The organism is Iocasia fonsfrigidae (genome assembly GCF_017751145.1).
Taxonomy (GTDB): Bacteria; Bacillota; Halanaerobiia; order Halanaerobiales; family DTU029; genus Iocasia; species Iocasia fonsfrigidae.
Map to the genome: position 1 here is coordinate 1,014,560 of NZ_CP046640.1, position 21,899 is coordinate 1,036,458.

The 21,899-nt window shown below is 35.9% G+C and carries 18 protein-coding genes and 1 pseudogene; 16 read left to right on the top strand and 3 right to left on the bottom strand.

Annotated elements, in window-relative coordinates:
- Window positions 1–277: 277 nt before the first annotated feature.
- The 3 genes from GM661_RS04810 to GM661_RS04820 form a co-directional block, all read right to left on the bottom strand.
- On the bottom strand, window positions 278–2,098 hold the full coding sequence (locus tag GM661_RS04810) for an ABC transporter ATP-binding protein (RefSeq protein ID WP_230868985.1): 1,821 nt from the start codon (window positions 2,096–2,098) through the stop codon (window positions 278–280).
- 60 nt (window positions 2,099–2,158) lie between these two features.
- Entirely contained in the window at window positions 2,159–3,946 is a 1,788-nt protein-coding gene (locus tag GM661_RS04815) for an ABC transporter ATP-binding protein (RefSeq protein ID WP_230868986.1), read from the bottom strand.
- A 260-nt stretch (window positions 3,947–4,206) separates the two neighbouring features.
- On the bottom strand, window positions 4,207–4,359 hold the full coding sequence (locus GM661_RS04820; RefSeq protein ID WP_230868987.1) for a hypothetical protein: 153 nt from the start codon (window positions 4,357–4,359) through the stop codon (window positions 4,207–4,209).
- A 574-nt stretch (window positions 4,360–4,933) separates the two neighbouring features.
- Between GM661_RS04820 and yidD the strand changes: the two genes are divergently transcribed.
- The 16 genes and pseudogenes from yidD (at window position 4,934) to GM661_RS04905 (ending at window position 21,866) form a co-directional block, all read left to right on the top strand.
- Window positions 4,934–6,196, top strand: a complete 1,263-nt coding sequence (yidD, locus tag GM661_RS04825; protein WP_230868988.1) for a membrane protein insertion efficiency factor YidD — start codon at window positions 4,934–4,936, stop codon at window positions 6,194–6,196.
- A gap of 15 nt (window positions 6,197–6,211) precedes the next feature.
- The gene (locus GM661_RS04830; protein ID WP_125988705.1) at window positions 6,212–6,706 is read left to right on the top strand and encodes a hypothetical protein; all 495 of its coding nucleotides are present in this window, start codon (window positions 6,212–6,214) and stop codon (window positions 6,704–6,706) included.
- A 68-nt stretch (window positions 6,707–6,774) separates the two neighbouring features.
- Window positions 6,775–7,299 (top strand): tetratricopeptide repeat protein, encoded by a 525-nt coding sequence (locus GM661_RS04835; RefSeq protein ID WP_230868989.1) that lies wholly within the window; start codon window positions 6,775–6,777, stop codon window positions 7,297–7,299.
- Window positions 7,300–7,918: 619 nt separating this feature from the next.
- On the top strand, window positions 7,919–8,155 hold the full coding sequence (locus GM661_RS04840) for a hypothetical protein (protein WP_230868990.1): 237 nt from the start codon (window positions 7,919–7,921) through the stop codon (window positions 8,153–8,155).
- Window positions 8,156–8,422: 267 nt separating this feature from the next.
- Window positions 8,423–8,872, top strand: coding sequence for a reverse transcriptase domain-containing protein (locus tag GM661_RS04845; RefSeq protein WP_330165243.1), 450 nt, complete (start codon window positions 8,423–8,425; stop codon window positions 8,870–8,872).
- Window positions 8,873–9,215: 343 nt separating this feature from the next.
- Window positions 9,216–10,201 (top strand): annotated as a pseudogene (gene ltrA / locus GM661_RS19070) (group II intron reverse transcriptase/maturase); the annotation flags it as partial.
- Window positions 10,202–10,792: 591 nt separating this feature from the next.
- Complete coding sequence (locus GM661_RS04860) at window positions 10,793–12,475, top strand: methyl-accepting chemotaxis protein (protein WP_230868992.1); 1,683 nt, start codon at window positions 10,793–10,795, stop codon at window positions 12,473–12,475.
- A 736-nt stretch (window positions 12,476–13,211) separates the two neighbouring features.
- Window positions 13,212–14,915: a dihydroxy-acid dehydratase gene (gene ilvD, locus GM661_RS04865; RefSeq protein ID WP_407929615.1), complete on the top strand. Its 1,704-nt coding sequence runs from the start codon at window positions 13,212–13,214 to the stop codon at window positions 14,913–14,915.
- Window positions 14,896–15,075 (top strand): hypothetical protein, encoded by a 180-nt coding sequence (locus GM661_RS04870; RefSeq protein ID WP_230868994.1) that lies wholly within the window; start codon window positions 14,896–14,898, stop codon window positions 15,073–15,075. The genes ilvD and GM661_RS04870 overlap by 20 nt, the downstream gene beginning before the upstream one ends.
- A 155-nt stretch (window positions 15,076–15,230) precedes the next feature.
- On the top strand, window positions 15,231–16,073 hold the full coding sequence (zupT, locus tag GM661_RS04875; protein ID WP_230868995.1) for a zinc transporter ZupT: 843 nt from the start codon (window positions 15,231–15,233) through the stop codon (window positions 16,071–16,073).
- Between the two features lie 67 nt (window positions 16,074–16,140).
- Window positions 16,141–16,716, top strand: a complete 576-nt coding sequence (rbr, locus tag GM661_RS04880) for a rubrerythrin (protein WP_125988717.1) — start codon at window positions 16,141–16,143, stop codon at window positions 16,714–16,716.
- Between the two features lie 300 nt (window positions 16,717–17,016).
- Window positions 17,017–18,156, top strand: coding sequence for an acyl-CoA dehydrogenase (locus GM661_RS04885; protein ID WP_230868996.1), 1,140 nt, complete (start codon window positions 17,017–17,019; stop codon window positions 18,154–18,156).
- A 94-nt stretch (window positions 18,157–18,250) separates the two neighbouring features.
- Window positions 18,251–19,036, top strand: coding sequence for an electron transfer flavoprotein subunit beta/FixA family protein (locus GM661_RS04890; RefSeq protein ID WP_125988721.1), 786 nt, complete (start codon window positions 18,251–18,253; stop codon window positions 19,034–19,036).
- Window positions 19,037–19,065: 29 nt separating this feature from the next.
- A complete protein-coding gene (locus GM661_RS04895; protein ID WP_230868997.1) occupies window positions 19,066–20,166 on the top strand; it encodes an electron transfer flavoprotein subunit alpha/FixB family protein in 1,101 nt (366 codons plus the stop codon).
- A gap of 38 nt (window positions 20,167–20,204) precedes the next feature.
- The gene (locus tag GM661_RS04900) at window positions 20,205–21,050 is read left to right on the top strand and encodes a 3-hydroxybutyryl-CoA dehydrogenase (protein WP_230868998.1); all 846 of its coding nucleotides are present in this window, start codon (window positions 20,205–20,207) and stop codon (window positions 21,048–21,050) included.
- Between the two features lie 30 nt (window positions 21,051–21,080).
- Window positions 21,081–21,866: an enoyl-CoA hydratase-related protein gene (locus GM661_RS04905; RefSeq protein ID WP_407929641.1), complete on the top strand. Its 786-nt coding sequence runs from the start codon at window positions 21,081–21,083 to the stop codon at window positions 21,864–21,866.
- Window positions 21,867–21,899: the final 33 nt, after the last annotated feature.

Below are 21,899 nucleotides of genomic sequence, written 5' to 3' on the forward strand. Positions count from 1 at the left end.
TTAATGACCCAAAATAATCTTTACACAATTACTGTTGACCTCACAATACTATCTTACCCAGGGAGAATTTTTTTATACATTAATTTTAAATAAATTTTAAATAAATTATTTTTTCTATAAGTTTCATTTAATTTTATTCACACTAATGCAGGACACCGTAACACAACCTTAATGTTCTTGTACGGTTTGTTTAGATAAGGAATGCCTGTGGTGCACGACAAGCGGAATTAATATAATTGGGCTGAAACAAAAAGAGGGGTTTTGTGACTGCTGATTTTTAACCTGTTGCCTGCTGATTTTCTTTGAGAAATTGATTTGTATAAAGATTATAATAATATCCCTCTTTCTCCATTAATTCTTTATGACTGCCTTCTTCAATAGTTTTGCCCTTTTTGATAACCAGTATTCTATCAGCTGCCCTAATTGTCGATAAACGGTGGGCAATTATAAAGTTGGTCCTCCCTTTTAAAACATTTTTGATAGCTTCCTGGATAATCTGCTCCATCTCTGTATCGATAGAAGATGTGGCTTCATCCAGGACAAATATCTTGGGGTTGGCAATAACAGCTCTGGCAAAAGAGATCAGCTGTTTCTGTCCTGTTGATAACAGACCACCACCTTCTCCTACTTCAGTATCATAACCCTTTGCTAATTTCTTAATAAACTGATGGGCATTAACTAATTTAGCGGCAGCAATTATTTCTTCATCACTGGCATCCAATTTCCCGTAGCAAATGTTTTCCCTGATAGTACCACTAAATAGATGTGGTGTCTGTAGAACATAGCCGATATTCTCGTGTAACCATAATTGAGATCTTTGGCGGTAATCTATCCCATCTATCAACACCTCTCCTGAAACTGGTTCATAGAAACGGCATAGAATATTTACAATTGTACTTTTGCCAGAACCTGTCTGGCCAACCAGAGCAATAGTCTCTCCGGTATTTACTTTTAAATTAAAATTCTCCAGTACTTTCTCTTCTGCTGTATAATAGAATGATATATTATTGAAGCTGATTTCTCCCTTGATTTCTGGCCAGTTTTCTCGAATAGGATTAAAATTATCACCAAACTCAGCAATAACATCTTTACTATCTTTAATCTCTGGTTCTGTTTCGATCATTGATAGAACTCGCTCAGCAGAAGCCTGGGCATACTGTAATTCAGCAAAAACCCTGGCCAGTTGGAAGACTGGTTCGAAGAAAAGTGTTGTATATGATAGGAAGAGAACCAGTGTCCCATATTCTATCTCCTGCAAAAAAACAGCTCTACCGCCAGCATAAAGAGCCAGAGCAGTACCTACACTGGCTAAAGTTAGCACAATGGGTAGATATAGTGAAGAAAAAATAGCAGCCCTGATGGAAGACCCTTTCATTTCTTTTGTTAAAGAGGAGAATTCCAGCAGATTTTTATCTTCCCTGACCAGTGTTTTTGTTGTTCTGGCCCCACTAATACCTTCATTAAAGGCACCGGTTATTCGGGAATTAATCTTTCTTACTTTGCGATAGGCAGCTAATATTTTTTTTTGGAAATAAACGCTCACTACTATTAGAATTGGAAGCACTGCTAAAGTCACCAGAGCTAATTTATAATTATATATAAACATTAAGATCATCATAAAAAACATCATTGTCAAACCCCAGATACTATCAACAAAACCCCAGGAAATAATCTGGCCGATTTTTTTCACATCAGAGGTCATCCTAGACATCAACCAGCCAACTGCTTTCTGATCATAATACGAGAATGATAACTGTTGTAATTTTTCGAAACCGGCTTTTCTAATATCATAAGCCAGCCAGGTCTCTAATTTGCCAGCAAAGGCAATTAATAACCAGACATTTAAACCCTGTATAAGCACAAGCCCTCCATATGTACAAGCAAAAACAGACAGCCCATTTAATCTTCCTTTGACTATAAAATTATCAACAGCATATTTGTTCATCACCGGAAAAACAGCATCTATAGCCCCAACTGCAATCATTACTAGAGCTAAAATAAGCAATACTTTTTTGTGTGGAATTAAATATTTATAGAGTTTTTTCCACAGTTTCAGATTAAACTCTTTTGAATAAACTTCTTCCTTAAATTCTGTCATAACAAACCCTCCAGATCTAAAATAGTACTCTTACCAAAATCAAATAACATTCATAAGATCTTATGAACCATCTAGTACCAGTTCATTCTGCATCTTCCAGAGCCGCTGATACATACCATCTTCTACTATTAACTGCTGATGAGTTCCCTGCTGAGTGATTTTGCCATCTTCCAGAACCAGAATCAGGTCTGCTGCAGCTAAAGTATTAATTCGATGGGAGATAATGAAAGTGGTGGTGTTTTTGTTTCTTTCCTGTAAGGCCTGGCGAATCCGGGCATCAGTCTCTGTATCAACTGCACTTAATGAATCATCAAAAATAAGAATAGGACAATCACGTATAATTGTTCTGGCAATAGCTATTCTCTGTTTTTGCCCACCAGACAGAGAAACACCCCTTTCTCCTACCAGAGTCTCATATCCTTTATCAAAGCTCTGAATAACCTCATGGATAGAAGCATTAATAGCAGCTTCAAAGATTTCAGAATTATCAGCAGCAGAATTAGCAAAACTAATATTTTCTTTGATAGATCTGGCGAAAAGGAAAGGTTCCTGTAAGACCAGACCAACATGTTTGCGCAGCCATTTTTTATCTATAGCTTTAATATCATAACCATCTATCTTAATTGCGCCACTTTGACAGTCATATAGACGGGCCAGTAGATAGACCAGAGTACTTTTGCCTGAACCTGTTGGACCTAAAAGAGCTACAGTCTGACCTTTTTTCACTTCAAAGGAAATATCCTTTAGAATCAGGCTATCTTCATAACTAAAAGAAACATTTTCATATACTATTTCCCCTTTAAGAGTAGGTTTTAAACCTGCATTTTCTGTATATTCAACTGCTTGATCCAATATCTCCTGTACCCGGTTGATAGCTACTTGCATCTTCCCTAAATCTGTCAGGATCCGGCCCAGCTGTCTGACTGGCCAGAGAAGCATCCCTTCATAACTGGAAAAAACCACTAGTGTGCCTAAAGAGATTTCACCTAATACTGCCCAGTATACACCTAAGACCAGTACAGCGCCAATTTGAAACATGCACATAAAGTCGGAGATAGACCAGAACCAGGCTAGATATCTCAATACCCGGTATTGTTTTTCCCGAAAATCTATACTCTTTTTATCAAATTTCTCAATTTCATAGGACTGTCGGGCAAAGGCTCTAACGACCCGTACTCCAGTTAAATTTTCTTGTAGGGTTGTTGACATATACCCATCAGCTTCATCGGCATCTTTAAAAGTTTTTTTAACTTCAGCATAAAAGAAATAAGAATAAGCTACGATGAAAGGAACTATAGCCATAGCAACTAAAGTCAATTTCAGATGAAGACTAAACAATATTGAAATAGCTATTACCAGAATAAATATTGCTCTGCCGACCTCAACCAGTTGTACAGCCATAAACATCCTGATCTGTTCAATATCTGATGTACAGCGTTGGATCAGATCCCCGGTCTTGACCTGAACATGATAGTGATAAGGAAGATGCTGGAGATGATTATATAACTCATCACGCAGGTTCTTGGCAATACTTTCAGCAGCTGTAGCTGACCATTTCCCCTTATAATAGAGAAAGATTCCTCTAACAGCAGTCAGGAGAATCAATGTTGCAGCTGCTAGCGTAAGTCTGCTTAATAAGCTATTGTTGAAAATAATTTCTTTAAAAATCCCTTTGAACCATAAGGGTATTTGCAGAGGTTCATCTCCAATAATTGAATCAATAGTAACTTTAATAACAAGAGGGTTAAGCACAGAAAAGAAAGTTCCCATAGCAATACTAAAGATTGCTCCCAAGTATAAAAGTCTATTACCTTGCATATACCTCCAGATAAATTTAATATTTCTCATAATCTTTCACCTCATATTTAATACTCTTATTCTATAAAGACAGAAAAAGACCACGGGCTTTAAATGCCTGTGGCCTTTCATGCTTAGTATATAGTGGAACCCTAATATCTGTTTAAGCAATAGATATTTTCCGGGCAATACTATCTGAGTAATGAAAGCAGAATTTAATCTTTATCAAAGACATAAAAAACCACAGTATTACACAACCTGTGGTCCAAAAATAAAAAATTAAGCTTACTTTATTGTATGTAGCTAAAAAATCAGCAAAAAATACAGGTCGTGTACATTTTTAATTGATTATTATTTTCTATTTTTCTGTCAAGGTCTACAGTCTGAATATAATTAATTGCTCCTTGAGCAGCCAATCTATCTGCTGAAACTGCAGAACGATAATTAAGTTTAATAGCAATCATTTTACACGACCTCCTTACTAAATTTTTTTCATGCCATTTTATTATAAACCCTATTTACAATTATTGTCAAGTAATATTTTTAAAAATCGTAGATTAACTTGCAATTAATAAAGTCTTTGTTTTTTAAGCAGGGATTCCGCAAATGATTTTTTAAAATCTCTCAAACCGCAAGGTTTAGGTGGTTGTGTAGAAGTTTAAAAATAACAAAGAAAGGACGGAGAAAAATGAAAAGCAAGAATTATACATTTTATAATCAAAAAGACATGGATAATAAGTGAATTAAATGATTTTAATAATTTAATTTATACTGTGAAACAATTCAATTATGCAAAAGGTCTATTATGAAAGAGCCTTAATAACATAGCTGTTGAGAATTAAGGAAAACCCACGTTTGTTTGGTAAAAAATAGGTAAAAAGTCCCAAAAATATAGTTTTTGAAGAATGAAGAAGGAATTATTATATTAATAGAGAATTATAAATTTATTATTTCACAATTATTTCATAATTATTTCATAATTAAACAATAATTCTTTATTTTTTATACAAATTAAGATAGTTTTAGGGAGGGTATTTTTTGTCTTTTAAAAATCTATTTCTAATTGCTTTTTTATTTATCATTGTGTTTTATAGTATAAATGTGCCGGTCAAGGCAGTAGAAAATGATAGTGTATATTCTTATGATAAATTTTTAACATCCAGTTTAATAAATGTATATCAAGAATATATTAGTCCAATTAATTATACGACTTGTCCTATGAATCCTAGCTGTTCCCAGTATGCAAAACAATGTTTTCAGCAGATGAATCCTATAATTGCAGTGTTGAAAACCACAGATCGATTGTTAAGATGTAGTAATGATTTGGAACATTATAAAACAGTAAATATTAATGGAGCAGTAAGATATAACGATTTACCAATTAAAAGCAATAATACATATAGGAACGCAAAAATTCAAATAGCTAGAATTGACTTTAATAGTGATTATAAACAAAATGATAATAAAACTGTTGATGGTAAGACTGAGACAGGAATTATCAAAAGTGCTAATGAAAAGTTACTATTTGATTTTGCTAAAGAACTGGAATTAAATCATGAGTATGATAAAGCTATCATTGAATATAAGAGGTTGTTGTCTTATTATCCCAATTCTAAATACCGATCTAGAGCCTTAATATCTATTTTTTCTATTAATTTTTTAACTAGAAATTATATGGCGGTAATTACCTGGGGAAATAAAATAATAAATTCAAATGATATTAAAATTGTAAATGAAGTTGATTTAAAATATTATATGGCCGTTGCTTTTATTAATTTAGAGAATTTCAAAATGGCCAGAGAGAAATTGTTTGATATTATTCCAGATATTCAGGATACTGATTATAGGTCTAAGGTAAATATAATAATAGGAACCACATATGTTTATGAAGAGCAATGGGCTAAGGCAATAGACTATTTTGATCTTGTAAATAATAATAGTATCTATTATAAAACAGCTAATCATTTTAAAGAGCTAGCAAATAATGGTAAAGGTATATCTTATAAAAGTCCCAAATTAGCTGCATTTTTGGGTGTAATTCCTGGAATGGGATATTTATATGATGGATATAAGAAAACAGCATTGTCTTCTTTAATTGTTAATGGATTATTGTATATGGGGGCAAGTAAAGCATTTGAGAATGATAATGATGCTTTAGGTATATTATTGGCTGCTTTTAATTTTGGGTTTTATGCTGGCAATATATATGGGTCTTATGAAACTGCCAGAAATGTAAATGAAGACATTAAAGGAAAATATATGTCTAAATTTAATATTGTTTTAAATAAAATAAATTATTAAGGAGTGATGGTTATTATGTTAAAACGCAGTTTGATTTTAGTATTAGTATTTGTATTTATTTTAAACTTAGGTGTATCAGCAAAAGAGGTAGAACTTAAATCTGGGACTATTATCTTTGTAGAGACTACCAGTATGCTTGATCCTGATCAATTACAAGTGGGAGACAATGTAAGTTTGATTGTATCATCTGATGTGCTTGTAAATAATACAGTGGTTATTGAAGCTGGATCTCCGGTTATCGCAACAGTTACTAGTTCCAAGGAAAGTGGATTAATAGGGATGGCCGGAAAATTAGGATTAAATATTTCTAGTGTGGAAGCAGTTGATGGTACTTATGTAGCACTTTCTGGTAGTAAAATGGTAGAAGGGAAAGATAGTACAGTTGCTTCTGCTGGACTAAGTCTTTTAATTTGTCCACTTTTTGCTTTAATGAAAGGTGAAGATGCTAAAATTCCTGCTAATACAAGAATAGAAGCAAGAGTAATTTCTACATATCAGATTAATATTTAGTGGTTATAGGTAAAGATGATATTTAAAAATAAAAAGCTTGGCTCTACTTTTAGAGATGGGTGTATTCAATGAAAGCTTTAAATTTCCTTAGCTTAGTTTTAATTATCTTTGTTGTTTTATTGCTATATAATTACTCTTGTATTGCAAAACAGGAAATATCTAATTCAGAGATATACAATTTAAAGGGATATATTTTATTGAAAGAAGGCAATTATAAAAAGTCAATTCAATATTTCCAATTGGCAATTGAAAAAAATACACATTCAGCAATATATTATAATAATTTAGGTTGTGCTTATTATAATATTGGAGAATATAAAAAGGCTGTGGAAGATTTTAAGTTAGCGATAAACCTGGACAAAAATTATATCAAGGCATATTATAATCTATCTGCCAGTTATTTTTGGCTAGGAAGATATTTTAGTGCTATAAAATATTACTTGAGAGCTAAAAATATAGATGAAGATTATGTTAATCAGCGTTTAGATTTTGATCAGCTTGAAAAAACAATAGAAACTAAGATGGAGAATAATCCTGATGATAAGGATTTAAAAAGATTATATAAAAATTTAAAAAAATATAATGATAAATAGTTTTTATAGCTGCTGGCTGCTCAAAACAGATAAATTGAGAGAGGCCAGCCGTTTTTTTATAATTTTATAATATTTATGGTAAAATATAACTAAAGAGGCATAAAAACCTGTGGGCAGAAGTAACTGTTGAAATATTGTTTTATGAGGATTTTTTTGATCTCAATCCACAGGAAAGGGAGTTTCTTAATCTGAGTCCAAGTGATTTTACTACGGGACGAGGTCAGGGATGTTCAGGAGTAAATATTGTGTTGTTTTAGGAATAACCACAGTGGTTATTCCTATTTTTTAGGTGTGCCTCGTAAATACAGGAAACAGTAGGTGCAAATCCTACCCACGCTGTTTTGGTCGTATCGGTGTGTGAAGTCAACAGTGACAGGGTGTTTACCGTGAGGTAAAATCTGAAGAATCTGCGACTGTAACTAGTCCGGAACAATATGTAAACCAGAGGTGGCATCTAATTGTGACGACTCGCCCTAAAAACAAGGAAGTTCAACGCCTGCGTGGGGGAGACAGAGTGTCGATAGGGCTCTACAACGAGGATGCCCAAGCAGGGCAATTAGGTGTGATTAGGGTCGGAATGGTTGTAAGGTTCCTGTGATTGACCGAGGGAGGACCTGGCGTGTCTCTGATTGAAGCTAATGAGAGTAAATGGAGGTATAACCCTGAGAGGGAAAGCCGAAATGATGCTTGGCCAGGAGTCAGACAGTACCATAATAGTGAGGAAGGTCGGGCCTATGACCGCAGGGTGACCTGTGAGAGGATAAAACTGACTGGAGCAAAGGGTACTTACGATAACCGAAGTTGGAAACAAGATATGAGCGAAAATCTAATTATCAGTAGTTTAAACATTGGTTAAGCCAGTGGGCTCAGTGGATGACGCGAAGGGAAAAGATAACTGGAGTGGAGTAGATTGAGATTACTATGACTTGAGTAATGATATATCAGAAGGTGCGATTGATGAGAGTCTAGAAACGCGGTTGATAATATCATGAAGAAAAAGGGTTAGGTTATTGGAATATTGAGTAGAAGGCTGGTAAGTTGTGAGGGAAGGATAGGTGATTAAATGACCGAAAAGAAACGCACCTATTACACTCTCAAAGATAAGATTTTGAGGAAAAGGAGTATGAAGATAGCGGAACATGAAGTATTCATCAATAAAGGTAGTGCAGGAGTTGATGGAGTAACAGTAGAAGAGTTCAGAAACAACTACAAGATGAACATGCTGGAACTTCGCAGACAATTCATGGAGGATAGATATGAGGCACCGCCTGTCTTACGAGCAATGCTCCCTAAGGGAGATGGAAGAGAAAGACCTCTAGGAATACCCACAGTAAAAGACAGAATAGCACAAGCAACAGTGAAGAGAATAATGGAACAGATATTCGAAAAGATATTCTGTGATTGTTCCTATGGCTTTAGACCAGGGCGTTCACAGATAGATGCCATAAACAAAATCGAGGAATACAAAGAACAGGGATATAAGTGGGTATTAGATGCAGATATCAAAGGATACTTTGATAATATAGACCACAATCTTTTAATGGAGTTCATAATATCAAACCTGGGATGGTGATCCAGTCTTTAATGAATTTCCTTTCTACATTAGAAAAGGCAGCTTTACCTTTACTATCTTTTTTAAAGATAGACATGCTGTTACCAAAATGCTAGATATGCTTGAAATTCTTCTTTGTCAAATTGATGAATACAATTTATCTGATGTTCCTTTCTAACTAATTTTCCCAGGGGTAGAATGCCTTATGCATTTTACCCTTTTATTTTGGAGGTTGAAATACTGTGACTTTTTTGATATTTATACAGCATAACTAATTAAAAAGACTTAAATAGCGGGACTTTTACATGATTAAATGGTTTAGATAATTTGACTTTTTTAGGTTCAATTAATTTGCTGTTTCACAGGTATTCCAACAGTCATTGATAGGATGATACAACAGGCGATTGCACAGCAACTTTCATTAATATTTGACTATCAATTCTCAGATAGTAGTTCGGTTTTAGACCTGGAAGAAATGCACATCAAGCAATTAAGAAAGCCCAGGAATATATGAACGAAGGCTATACATGGGTAGTAGATATAGACCTGGAAAAGTATTTTGATACAGTTAACTATGATAAATTGATGGCTTTAGTTGCAAGAAAAGTGCAGGATAAATGGGTATTAAAACTAATAAGAGCATATCTTAACTCTGGAGTAATGATAAATGATGTTGTTACAAGAACTGATGAAGGATGCCCGCAAGGTGTCCCACAGTCCATTGCTTAGCAACATTATGCTTGACGAACTTGACAAAGAATTGGAAAGAAGAAATCATAGATTCTGCTGTTATGCAGATGATAAGCAACTATATGCCAAAAGTAAGAAAGCAGCAGAAAGGGTTGTGCGAAGTGTAACTGATTTTATTGAGAGAAAGCTAAAATTAAGAATCAATAGAAAGAAAAGTGCAATTGGTAGACCCTGGCAGAGAAAGTTTTTAGGGTTTTCATTCTATAGAGTCAAAAGTGAAGTAAGGGTAAGAGTCATCCTAAATCAACAAAACGAATAAAAGAAAAGATTAAAGCAATTACATCTCGTAGTAATGCATGGACAATGAAATACCGATATTTGAAATTAAAACAAGTGGTTACAGGATGGGTCAGCTATTTTAGAATAGCCGATATGAAAGAAATTGCACGGAGTCTTGATGAATGGACAAGACGAAGATTAAGGATGTGTTACTGGAAAAGATGGAAGAGAATCAAGACCAGGTTTAGAATGCTTAAGAAACTGGGTATTGCTGAATCTAAAGCCTGGGAATATGCTAACACAAGAAAAGGCTACTGGAGAATATCCAATAGCCCCATACTTAATCGTGCTTTTACTAACCAGAGACTAAAGAAGTTATGATATTTTAGTTTTACAGAAAGATATGCACAAGTAATTAAATCTTAATGAACCGCCAAGTACTGAACGGTACGCTTGGTGGTGTGAGAGGACGGAAAATAAACTAATTATTTTCCTCCTACTTGATTATCAGGATATTATGTTTTAAAATTTATAAATAATTTTGAAGATCGACAGATATATTTGTCTGGTCCATAATAATTAATTTTGTATAAAAATGATTTTAAAAATAAATTAATGATTGTTAATTAAGTTTGAATAACAACAATCAATTATGCAAGACGCTCAAATAAGTGTATTTAATAAGAAGGACCTGCATTATTTTATACATTTTTTAAAAAATATTATTTTTTTGCAGGAAAAGCGGTTGAGATCTAGAATTTAATAATAATAAATATTATTATTATTAATGATATTTTTTGAAATTCGAATAGCTTTGAAGAGAGATAAATATATTTATCTGTTTGATAGTTATTGATTTAAGTAAGGGAATTTAATATTTTAATCAAAGAACAGATGTTTTGGATTGAGTCTAGATAAGCATTAGGCTAATTTGCTATTGAAAGGTCATAAAATATGAAAGGTGGTATTTAAATGAGGGAGTCAATATTTATTAAATTATTTATTGCTTTTATGTTAATTGCAGTCTTAATTGCAGTTCAGGGCTTTCTCTCTAATTATTTTTTTCGTCAAAATGATGCCCTTGAGAAAGAACTAACTGTAGCCCATAACAGACAGATAGATTTTGCAGAAATGGAAATTGATCATTTTATCTGGATGTCTAAGCTTTATGATATGTTTGCTGGTGGTTCTATTCCAGGAAGAGTTAATACTTTTGAGGAGTGTAATCTGGGTCAGTGGTACTATTCATCTCAGCCAACAGAGTATAATAGAGAAGAATTTGAGGCTTTAGAGAAACCACATCAAAGATTACATAAAAGCTCCAGAGAAGTAGTTGATCTATTTAAATCAGGTAATAGAGAAGAGGCTATAAAACTATTCCGCAAGCAAACAGTACTGGCAGTAAATGAGGTGCAGAAACACCTTAATTCACTCAATGAGCTAGAAGGGCAGCGTGTTTTAAGGCTTGAAGAGGAGATGGAGGTTCTTGATGAGAGAATAAATAGAATCCTTCTTTTTTCAACAATTATTATGTTTGTTTTATCTCTAATAATGTCTCTTATATTAAGTAAGACAGTTTCTAAACCTATTATTGATATAATTACAATAGCCCAGAAGGTAGAATCTGGCGATCTGACCAAACGTGTTGATATTAACCGTAAGGATGAAATAGGTACACTGGCTCAGGCTTTTAATAATATGGTGGATCGCTTAAGAGAGATGGTTATAAATATTGAGGTGGAGACAGAAAAACTGCTGGCTGCCAGTTCATATCTAAGGAGCTCTTCCAGTGAGACAGGTCATACGGCTGAAGAAATAGCCAGTAGTATAATGCAGGTTGCTGAAGGGAATGATGATACTTCTGCCCAGATAGATACCCTTGAAAATATATCACAGCAATTAGAAAAAGGTAGTAAGGAGTTAAATAAAAATGTTGAATCTTCATTTGAGGTAGCCAGAGGTTCTGAGACTGCAGCTAAAAAAGGTAAGGAATCGACAGAAAAAGCTGTTCAACAGTTAGCCAGGGTAAGGGAGACAGTCAATACTGCTGGTAGGGTGATTAAGAAACTTGCTAAACACTCACAGGAGATAGGTACTATGGTAGAACTTATAGAAGGTATATCATCCCAAACTAATCTTCTAGCTTTAAATGCAGCAATTGAAGCAGCCAGGGCCGGTGAGGACGGCAGGGGATTTGCGGTAGTGGCTGAGGAAGTAAGGGAGCTGGCCGAGGAATCTGCTGATGCTGCTGGTCAGATCAGGGGTTTAATTGGGGATATTCAAGAAGAGACAAGATTGACAATTAAATCTATGGAGGCTAATGACCATGAAGTAGAAAAGCAGGTAGAAATAATTGATGATGTAGGGAATTCTCTAGATAATATTGTCTCATATGTTCAGCGGACAAGAGAAGAAGTTGAAGAGATACAGGAATTTGCTTCTAGTCTTTACCATGATAATATTAGAATAGGGGAAATAATTGATTCTATAGCTGCTGCAGCTGAAGAAAATGCTGCAAGTTCACAGGAAGTATCTGCTTATGCTCAAGAACAAAGTGATGTTATGGAAGAGGTAGCTGCCTCAGCAGATAAGCTTGATAATATGGTAAATGAACTAGAAGGTCTAATTAAAGAATTTAAAACCAGGGAGGAATAAATCCTGAGTGTTTTTTTAATACCGATAATTTATTTTTAGAATTGGCTGCCATTTAATTGTGCAGCTGATTTTTGTTGTGCGCCCAGCATGGCCGCGTTCTAGTCGGTGAAAGTCCGATACGGAGGTTGATAGTGCCAACCGTTAGCTTAAGCCCCAAACTATCCGAAACAGACAGTGTAAATGTAGCAGATATATGGAGTGAAAGAAAGCGTTCTTACCTGGGGAGGTCTGCTAGAAACATTGTGGAAATGAATTTTGAAACAATAACCTGTATAGAGATGTACAGCTAAACTACTAGAAGTCAGCAGAGGTCATATTAGCGTTTTATGGAAATATATGCACAAGTAATTAATTCTTAATGAACCACCAAGTACCGAACTGTACGCTTGGTGGTGTGAGAGGACGGAAAATAGACTAATTATTTTCCTCCTGCTCGATTTAAGGAAATAAATAAGTAGTTATCTTTGTGTAATAAATATTTTTGAGTAAAATTATACTTGTTGATTAAGTCCAGGGGCGAAGCTGTTTTGTTTTGAAACATTAATTATAGGTCTATCATAGTACTGATTGAAAAAAGGAATTTTCAATTTTATAGTTAAATTATTATAATAAGCTTAATTTCTTTTAAAATCTTTATTTGAAAAAAGCGGTAAAAGGGATTATAATAGTATGTAAAAAAGGATAAAGCTTATTTTGAAATGCAAATGTATTCAGGTATTTTTAAGTAATAAATAGTATGGAATTAAATTTAAGGAGATTTATTCAGGAGGGGATAAATTTGTTAAGTGAAAATGCTAAATCAGGTATGGAAAGGGCACCACATCGTTCACTACTACGTGCCAACGGCTTATCAGACAGGGAGATTAATAAACCCTGGGTTGGTGTTGTGAATTCCTTTAATGAGATTATTCCAGGACATAATCACTTGCGTAAGATTACTGATGCTGTTAAACAGGGGGTAATTGAGGGAGGAGGAACACCTTTTGAGTTCCCTACAATTGGTGTCTGTGATGGGATTGCCATGAATCATCAGGGGATGAAGTATTCCCTTCCTAGTCGTGAGTTGATTGCCGATTCAATTGAAATTATGGCTAAGGGACATCAGTTTGATGCCCTGGTTATGGTACCTAATTGTGACAAGATTGTACCAGGTATGTTAATGGCAGCTGGTCGTTTAAATATTCCTACAGTTATTGTCAGTGGTGGTCCTATGATGGCTGGTCACTGGAAGGGTAAGAGAGTTGATTTAAAGACTGTTTTTGAGGGTGTTGGTGCTGTTGCAGCAGGTAAAATGGAAGAAGAAGAGTTAAGGGATTTAGAGTTATATGCCTGTCCAGGCTCTGGAAGCTGTTCTGGTATGTTTACAGCTAATACCATGAACTGTATTACTGAGGCCTTAGGTATGGGTCTGCCTGGTAATGGTACGATTCCGGCAGTTATGGGTTCCAGGATTGCCCTGGCCCGCAAGGCAGGCTTACAGGTAATGGAGCTTCTCGAAAAGGATATCCGTCCGCGAGATATTATTGTGCGTGAGAGTGTTGAAAATGCAATTGCAGTAGATATGGCCCTGGGTGGGTCAACCAATACGGTACTCCATATCCCAGCAGTAGCCCATGCAGCTGGTGTGGAGATAGACCTGAACCTTTTTGATAGAATAAGCCGCCAGATACCACACCTATGTAGTATGAGTCCTGGTGGGGAACACTTTATTGAAGACCTTTACTATGCTGGTGGTATACAGGCAGTTATGAAAGTTCTTGCTGAGGCAGATAAACTGAACCTGGATCTTATAACAGTAACAGGTACTGACTTGAGGGCAAACCTGGCAGAAGCAGAGGTAAAGGATGAAGAGGTAATTAGACCCTATAATAATCCCTATCACCAGGAAGGAGGACTGGCTATCCTGAAGGGTAATCTTGCTCCCAGGGGTAGTGTAGTAAAACAATCTGCTGTAGCAGATGAGATGATGCAGCATACTGGACCGGCCAGAGTTTTTGACTCTGAAGAAGAAGCCAATGAGCTTATTATGGCAGGCAAGATAGTAGAGGGTGATGTTGTAGTTATTCGTTATGAGGGTCCCCAGGGCGGTCCCGGGATGAGAGAGATGTTAAGTCCAACCTCAGCTCTGGCCGGAATGGGCTTAGATAAGAGTGTTGCTTTGCTAACTGATGGACGTTTTTCTGGTGCTTCAAGGGGTTCATCTATTGGTCATATTTCACCTGAAGCTGCCAGTAAAGGCCCGATTGCGGCTGTAAAAGAAGGCGACATTATTGAAATTGATATCCCTGCCCGTTCATTAAACCTTAAAATATCTGATGAAGAACTAAAAGAGAGAATAGCTAATCTGAAGGAAGTTAAATCCAAGGTGGAAGATGGATATTTGGTTAGATACAGTGAATCTGTTGATTCAGCTGATACAGGTGCTGTTTTTAAAAGGTAGGTATCAACAACTGACAGTTATTGCAAAAAATGGTATGCAGGTTTTTTACCCAGATCTTACTCCCTTCCAGGAGGCAGTTGAATCTGTTTACCAGGATAAGGAGTCTGAATTTGGAGAAATAATTGAAGAAATAAGGGAAGAAGAGTTAGCCAATAAATAGTGATAAACGGAATTAGGGCCCACTTAAATAGCTGGGCTCTAATTAATATGAAAGGGGACGGTTCGTCTGTCATATAATGAAAATGATTTTTAATTTATTAGATTTAATAGTTGATTTAATTATGAACATGTAATATAATATAGATATTAGTAATAATGATTACTATTACAATGAAGGATGTGGTAGAAATCAGCAATTTATTTATGGCGTTTTTATTAACATTATTTGCTGGTTTAGCAACCGGAATAGGTAGTTTTTTGGCTTTTTTTACCAAAAAAAGCAATGCTTCTTTCTTATCAATCTCTTTAGGCTTTTCAGCAGGGGTAATGATCTATGTCTCTTTTGTTGAGATATTAGTTAAATCCCAGGAGGCATTAGTTAACTATTATGGTAGTAGTGCTGGTGAATGGGTGACTGTTTTATCATTTTTTCTAGGAATACTAATTATAGGTTTAATAGATAAATTAGTACCTGAGTTAGAAAATCCCCATGAGCCTGTATCTGATAAAAACCTGACCATTATAAAAGAGGACAGCCTGAATGATAAAATTGAGTTACAGAGAATGGGGATGTTTTCGGCACTGGCTATTGCTATTCATAATTTTCCCGAGGGTTTAGCTACCTTTGCTTCGGCTTTATCAGACCCAGCCCTGGGACTGTCAATTGCCATAGCTATTGCTATCCATAATATACCAGAAGGTATCTCAGTTTCTGTCCCACTCTATTATGCTACAGGGAATAAGAAAAAGGCCTTTGTTTATTCATTTTTATCTGGTCTTGCAGAACCGGCCGGGGCTGTTATTGGTTATTTTATTTTTAGTTTTTTCTTTAATGATTTAGTATTTGGTGTTTTATTTGGAGTAGTTGCTGGTATTATGGTCTATATATCTATTGATGAATTATTACCTACTTCCAGGAAATATGGTAAAGAACATCAGGAAATTTATGGTTTTATTGCTGGTATGGCCGTTATGGCTTTAAGTCTTTTATTATTTTAAATTAATTCTTTATCTGACTGTCATTTTACTTTATAATATAAATATACAAGCAAATTGGAGGGATATTATGACAGAGCTAAAAGGTAGTAAAACAGAAGCTAACTTATTGAAGTCATTTGCCGGGGAGTCACAGGCCAGAAGCAGGTATAAATTCTTTGCTTCTAAAGCCAGTAAAGAGGGTTATAAACAGATAGAGGCTATTTTCCTGGAGACAGCCCGGAATGAAAAGGAACATGCTGAGCGTTTCTTTAAATTTTTAGAAGGTGGTATGGTGGAAATAACTGCTGAGTATCCAGCAGGGGTTATTGGTAGAACTGAGGAGAATCTTGAGGCTGCAGCAGCAGGTGAAAATGAGGAGTATACTGAGTTATATCCTGAGTTTGCCCAGGTTGCTGAGGAAGAAGGGTTTTCGGAGATAGCTGCTGCTTTTAGAAAAATAGCAGAGGTAGAGGCCGAACATGAAAAACGCTATTTAAAGTTATTAAGTAATTTAAGAGAAGGCCGGGTATTTAAGAGGGAAGAAGTGGTCCGTTGGAAATGTGGCAATTGCGGTTATGTCCATGAAGGCAAAGAGGCTCCTCAAAAGTGTCCAGCCTGTCTTCATGACCAGAAATACTTTGAGTTAAAGGAAAATAATTATTAAAAACAAAAGGCAGGCATGTTTAAAGCGCCTGCCTTTTAGATATATAATGATAATATATATATAGCGTGAATGAGTGTATTAGGATTTAGTAGTAATAATGTAATAAGATTTTTGTTTAATTTATTAAAAATAAAAAATTAACTAATATCGTTAAATAATTAACAAAAAATTTATTGGGTTTTACTATATAATAAACATATAAGAATATTATTTTAATCTAGTTAACAGTTACAGGACAAAATTTTTTACAGATTAAGTGAAAAAATTCACCAAAAAAGATAAAGTAAGGAGTGAATAAAGATGGATTTTAATTTGACAGAAGAACAAGAAATGATCAGGAAAGTTGTACGGGATTTTGCCCAAAAGGAGGTTGAGCCCATTGCAGCGGAGATAGATGAAACAAAGGAATTTCCGCGGGAAAATGTTAACAAGATGGGCAGGGCTGATATGTTAGGGGTTCCTTTTCCCCAGGAATACGGTGGGGCCGGGGCTGATACCTTAAGCTATGTACTTACAGTGGAGGAATTATCTTACGCCTGTGCTACCCATGGAGTCATCTGTTCTGCCCATACTTCATTAGGTAGTCATCCTATCTTTAAATATGGGACTAAAGAGCAGAAGGAAAAATATCTGATACCTCTGGCTAAAGGGGAAAAACTGGGGGCTTTTGCTCTGACTGAACCCAATGCAGGGACAGATGCCAGTGGACTGAAAACTACTGCTAAACTGGATGGGGATAGTTATATTTTAAATGGGAATAAGATATTTATTACTAATGCAGGCCAGGCCGATATTTTTGTCATTATGGCTATGACTGATCAAAGTAAGGGTAGCAGGGGGATCAGTGCTTTTATTGTAGAGAGGACTACCCCTGGTTTTAGTGTAGGGAAAAAGGAGAATAAAATGGGGATTAATGCCTCAGATACCAGGGAATTAATCTTTAAGGACTGTCGAATACCTAAAGAGAATTTACTGGGAAAAGAGGGGCAGGGCTTTAAGATTGCCATGGCTACTCTTGATGGAGGTAGGATTGGTATTGCCGCCCAGGCTTTGGGGATTGCCAGCCGGGCTTTGGATGAATCTACTACTTATTTAAAAGAAAGAGAACAATTTGGGCGTCCTCTAGCTAAATTTCAGGGTCTGCAGTGGATGGTAGCTGAAATGGCTACTAAGGTAGAGGCAGCCCGAAATTTAGTCTATAAGGCTGCTGTGACCAAGGATTCAGGCAAGAGATTTTCTGTAGAGGCTGCTATGGCTAAATACTTTGCCTCAGAAGCAGCTATGGAAGTAACAACTAAGGCAGTACAACTCCATGGAGGATATGGTTATATGAAGGATTATCCTGTAGAGAGATTAATGCGTGATGCTAAAATTACAGAAATATATGAAGGTACAACTGAAGTACAGAAGATGGTTATTGCTGGTTCATTATTAAGATAGGTTTAATAAAATAATGTTAATTTATTTTTAACGAAGATAAATGGTCTATTAATAAATTAGATAGGATTTATTTTTTAGGAGGGGTTTAAACATTATGAATATTATTGTCTGTATTAAACAGGTACCAGATACAAATGAAGTACGCATTGATCAAGAAAAAGGTACTTTAATTAGAAAAGGTGTACCAAGTATTATTAATCCAGAAGACAGAAATGGTTTAGAAGAGGCTATTAGAATTAAAGAAAAGAATGGTGCTAAAATAACAGTTATTTCTATGGGACCCTCCCAGGCAAAAGTTGCTTTGCGGGAGGCATTAGCAATGGGAGCTGATGAGGCTATTTTGATTAGTGACCGTGCTTTTGCTGGTTCTGATACACTAGCTACTGCTTATACTCTAAGTCAGGTAATTAAAGAAATTGGTTCTTATGACCTTGTTTTCTGCGGGCGTCAGGCAATAGATGGTGATACAGCACAGGTAGGTCCCCAGATTGCGGAAAACCTAGGGATTGCCCAATTGACTTATGTTAGTGAACTGGAACTTAGTGGAGAAAAAGTAACAGCTAAACGTTTATTAGAAGATGGGTATAGTAAAATAGAAAGCAAATTACCCCTTCTGGTGACAGTTGTTGCTGATATTAATCAGCCAAGATATCCCTCAATTCGGGGAATAGTAGATGCTCATCGAAAATTAACAGTAACTGAGTGGTCTGTTTCAGATTTTACAGTAGATGATGAAAGACTGGGTTTACATGGATCACCCACCAAGGTTTTTAAGACTTTTGTGCCTACTCATGAAAAACAAGGTGAGATACTGGAGGGTTCACCATCAGAAATAGTAGCTAAATTAAGTGAAAAATTGAAGTTAGAGCATATAATTTAATTATATATAGAGGAGGTTGACTCAGTAAAATGTCAAATAATGTTAAAAAAAGTAAAGAGGATGTGTCTTTATATAAGGGTGTTTGGGTTTTGGCCGAACAACGAGATAGTCAACTTTTAAGTGTTTCTCAAGAGTTGGTTAGTGAGGGTAGAAAATTGGCAGATGATCTTGCAGTTGAATTAACAGCAGTATTATTGGGCTTTGACCTAAAGGAGATAGGCAAAGAATTAGTAGCCTATGGGGCAGATAGGATTATTATGGTTGAAAATCAGGAATTAAAACACTATCGAACTGGTCCGTATGCCCGGGTGGTAGCTGATTTAATTAAGCAATATAAACCAGAAATAGTTTTAATTGGGGCAACTCATAATGGGAGGGATCTGGCTCCCCGTCTATCAGCTAGATTGCAGACTGGTTTAACAGCAGATTGTACTAAATTAGAAATTGACCCGCAAAAGAAAATTTTATTACAGACTCGTCCTGCCTTTGGTGGGAATCTAATGGCAACTATTATTTGCCCAGAGCACAGACCGCAGATGGCCACAGTGCGTCCTGGGGTTATGGTTAAGGAAGAACCAGATTACAAGCGCCAGGGGAATATAATAGAGGTTTCTGCTGATTTATCTAAAAAAGATATTATGTCTGTTAATAAAAAAGAAGCCCAGATTATTAAGATGGATTCTCAGTTGTCTAGAGAAGATTTATTTACTAAAATTACTGATATTGTTAAGGCAGCCAGTAAAGCAGTCAATCTAGAAGAGGCTGAGATAATTGTTGCTGGTGGACGAGGGGTTGGTTCTGCTGATGGGTTTGAGGTAATTAAAGAGTTGGCAACTACTTTAGGTGGAGAGATTGGTGCATCCCGTGCTGTTGTTGATGAGGGTTGGATTGATAAAGAACATCAGGTAGGTCAGACTGGTAAGACTGTTCATCCCAAACTATATCTAGCCTGTGGAATATCTGGGGCTATCCAGCATCGGGCTGGTATGCAGGATTCTGATATTATTATTGCTATTAATACTGATTCAGCTGCCTCGATCTTTGAAGTCTGTGATTATGGTATTGTTGGGGATTTACATGAGATAGTGCCTCTGTTAAATAAGGCGTTTCAAAAAGTTGAAGTTGCTTAAATAAATTTATTAATTAATAAAATTAGGAAGGTGATATTATGAAAAAGATCGGAATTGTAGGAGCAGGTACGATGGGTAGTGGTATTGCTCAGACAATAGCTCAAAGTGGTTATGAGGTTATTTTGAGAGATATTGAACAAGATTTTGTTGATCAGGGCTTAGCTAAGATAGAGAAAAACCTGGCTCGTAGTGTCCAGAAAGAAAGAATAAGTGCTGCTGAAAAGGATGCTGTCTCGGGGAGAATTACTGGTACAACAGAATTGTCTAAATTAGCTGATGCTGACCTGATTATTGAGGCAATAACCGAGCAGATGGAGATTAAAAAAAGGGTTTTTCAGGAGTTAGATGAATTGTGTTCTCCAGAGACAATTCTGGCCAGTAATACCTCTGCCTTAAGTATTACAGAGATTGCCACTACTACTAAACGCCCTGATAAGGTTTTAGGAATCCATTTCTTTAATCCAGTACCAGTAATGAAACTAGTAGAATTAATCAAGAGTATAACTACTGCTGAGGAGACTTTTAATAAGGCTAAAGAATTTGTTGAAAAGATTGGTAAAACCCCAGTTGAGGTCAATGAAGCACCTGGTTTTGTAGTTAATCGTATTTTAATACCGATGATTAATGAAGCTGCCTTTATTCTATATGAAGGAATAGCGAAAGTAGATGAGATTGATACAGCTATGAAGTTAGGGGCTAATCATCCCTTAGGACCACTGGCCCTGGGTGATCTGGTTGGTCTGGATGTCTGTCTGGCTATTATGGAAACACTTTATAATGAATTCGGTGACAGTAAATATCGCCCCTGTCCTTTATTGCGGAAAAAAGTCAGGGCAGGTCACTTAGGTAGGAAGACAGGTAGAGGTTTTTTTGAGTATAATTAATAGATATTTGGCGTAATGGAGGTGTTGAAAATAGCTTATCAAAATTTGATTTTAGAAATAGAGGATAAATTAGCTGTACTTAAGATCAATCGTCCCCGGGCTTTAAATGCCCTAAATAGTGAATTACTAGGGGAGATGGCCCAGGCAATAAGTGAATTAGAAAATAATTCTGATGTTAAGGCTATAATTATTACTGGTGAAGGTAATAAGGCTTTTGTGGCTGGAGCAGATATTGCTGAGATGAAGGAGATGAATGAAAGAGAGGCAGAGGATTTTGCCCGGAAGGGGCAGGGGGTATTTACTATGCTGGAGCAAAGTGCTAAACCAGTGATTGCAGCAGTAAATGGCTTTGCCCTGGGCGGGGGCAATGAACTGGCCTTAGCCTGTGATATTAGAATGGCCAGCAGTAAAGCGAAATTTGGTCAGCCAGAGGTAGGTTTGGGTATTATAGCAGGTTTTGGCGGTACTCAGCGTTTAACCAAGATTGTCGGTCCTGCCTCTGCTAAAGAAATATTATTTACTGGAGAGATGATAGATGCAGCTGAGGCCTTGCGTATTGGTTTAGTCAATCATGTAGTCCCTGTTGAAGATGATTTACTTGCTAAAGCCAGGGAACTGGCCGAAAAAGTAGTTAAAAATGCCCCTGTGGCCATTGAATTGACTAAAAAAGCAGTAAATTATGCTGTAACAGCTGATATTGATACTGGTCTGGAACATGAGTGTTCTTCTTTTGCCAAATGTTTTAAAACAGAAGATCAGAAGAATGGTATGGCTGCTTTTTTAAATAAAGAAAAGGTGGTTTTTAAAGGCAAATAATTATCTTCAAATATTTTAATAAGGATGGTGAAG